The organism is Chitinophaga sp., assembly GCF_035564935.1.
Taxonomy (GTDB): Bacteria; Bacteroidota; Bacteroidia; order Chitinophagales; family Chitinophagaceae; genus Chitinophaga.
In genome coordinates this window covers 1-2,340 of the sequence record NZ_DATMTE010000483.1, presented here as the reverse complement: position 1 = coordinate 2,340, position 2,340 = coordinate 1, and the positions used below count along the sequence as shown (strand labels likewise).

2 protein-coding genes are annotated in these 2,340 nt (G+C 49.2%); both read left to right on the top strand.

Features of this window, described 5'->3' with window-relative positions; genetic code table 11:
* The first annotated feature begins 209 nt into the window (after nt 1-209).
* Nucleotides 210-1,289, top strand: coding sequence for a biotin synthase BioB (gene bioB, locus VN105_RS12415; protein WP_325641292.1), 1,080 nt, complete (start codon nt 210-212; stop codon nt 1,287-1,289).
* Nucleotides 1,210-2,340: adenosylmethionine--8-amino-7-oxononanoate transaminase (bioA, locus tag VN105_RS12410; protein WP_325641291.1), on the top strand; the 1,131-nt coding region annotated here is incomplete at its 3' end. The genes bioB and bioA, both read left to right, overlap by 80 nt.

Genomic DNA, 2,340 nt, shown 5'->3' with positions numbered 1-2,340 from the left:
CAGCATCTTCCTTGCGGCGATCGATCTTAATAATTGAATAAAAATTTACACTAACCGGACTACTCATTATGTTTATTTCGGACTACCAAAGTTAATGTTTAAACTGTAATCTTTGCAATTCATCAACAAAAACACGTCTATAAAAAATTAAAACACAGGTAATTTCACCACAACAACACACTGGTTTACAAACGATCAAACAGAAGAACATGAGTATAGAAAGAAAATGGACACAAGCCGAAGTCGTCGCCCTATATAACAAGCCGATTATGGAACTACTGTACGAAGCGGCGACAGTCCACCGCCGTCACCATGACCCGAATAAAGTACAGGTTTCCACATTGATTTCCATAAAAACAGGGGGATGTCCGGAGGATTGTGCCTACTGCCCCCAGGCGGCGCGCTACCATACTGATGTGAAGGCCGAACGACTGATGAGCGTTGAGCAGGTCAAAGCGCAGGCCCTGGCTGCCAAAGCTGGCGGCAGTTCGCGGATATGCATGGGTGCTGCCTGGCGTAATGTCAAAGACGGGCCTGAGTTTGACCAGGTATTGGATATGGTACGTACACTCAACAGGCTTGACATGGAAGTATGCTGCACCTTGGGGATGCTGACCGAAAATCAGGCACAACGGCTATCGGAGGCCGGACTCTATGCCTATAACCACAACCTGGACTCTTCTGCCGAATATTATGAAGAAATCATCTCGACCAGAAGTTACGGTGACCGTCTTGAGACCATCGAAAATGTGCGTAAAACCAACATTACTGTATGCAGCGGCGGTATTATAGGTATGGGCGAAACCATAGCCGACCGTGCGGATATGCTGATTACACTTGCCGCTCTCCTACCACAACCTGAATCAGTACCAATCAATGCGCTGGTTCCCGTCGCGGGCACACCGATGGAAGCAATGGAAGCTGTATCCATCTGGGAAATGGTACGTATGGTTGCTACCGCACGTATTTTACTGCCACAGACACAGGTCCGTCTATCCGCAGGCCGTAGTAACATGAGCCCCGAGGGACAGGCACTATGCTTTTTTGCGGGTGCCAACTCGATTTTTGCAGGCGACAAACTACTTACGACCCCCAATCCCGACATCAATGAAGACCTCGCGATGTTCAAAACCCTGGGCCTGATTCCGCAACAGCCCTTTGAGAAAAAAAGCCAGCCCGAAACCATCACGGCAGAAGCTGCCCAATATCATGCTTTGGGCGAACGCCCGCAATGGTCGAGACCTGATCATAGCATTGAACGAAACCTTGCCAAACAACAGGAGAAATAAAACAAAGTCAGTGTTCAGCTTTTTTGAAAACAAAATAAAAATAATGACACAATACAACGTTACGGACGATTTCGACAGACAGCATTTATGGCATCCATACACCCGCATCACAGATCCGCTACCGGCCTACAAGGTCAGTCGCGCCGAGGGCTGTACCATCGAACTGGATAACGGGCAGCAGCTTATCGACGGGATGTCATCCTGGTGGTGTACCATCCATGGCTATAACCACCCGGTACTAAATGCTGCGGTAACTGCCCAGCTCGGTAGCATGTCCCATGTGATGTTTGGCGGATTGACACACGAACCGGCGATTGCGCTGGGTAAAATACTTCTCGAGATCACTCCACCTTCGCTCGACAAAATATTTTACGCCGATTCCGGTTCCGTTGCCGTGGAAGTGGCACTTAAAATGGCCGTACAATACTGGGTAGCGCAAAACATGGTTCACAAAACTAATTTTGTCACCGTTCGTTCAGGCTACCATGGTGACACCTGGAATGCCATGTCCGTATGCGATCCTGAAACCGGAATGCACCGCATTTTCGGCAATACCCTTCCAATACGTTATTTTGCAGAAGCCCCTAAGATCGGGTTTGATGAATCCTGGGACGAGAGCGATATTGCTTCCCTGGCAGAGCTGATCGGAACACATCGGGACGAACTGGCCGGACTAATCCTTGAACCCATTGTCCAGGGTGCCGGCGGGATGCGTTTCTACCATCCCGAATACCTGCGCCGGGCAGCTAAACTTTGCAGAGAGCATAACATCCTACTGCTATTTGATGAAATTGCCACGGGATTCGGCCGCACGGGAAAGCTCTTTGCCTACGAACATGCCGCCGTAGAACCGGATATCCTCTGCATCGGCAAGGCATTGACAGGTGGGTATATGACCTTGTCGGCCGTCATTACCTCTACTGCTATTGCAAAAACGATTTCCAATGGTAATCCCGGCACATTTATGCACGGCCCGACTTTTATGGCAAATCCGCTGGCCTGTGCTGTAGCTCATGCGTCGGTCAAATTATTATTGTCTACAGACTGGAAA

Excerpts from the sequence above, each read along its gene's own strand:
- bioB (WP_325641292.1), top strand. The coding sequence starts at position 210 with ATGAGTATAGAAAGAAAATGGACACAAGCCGAAGTCGTCGCCCTATAT.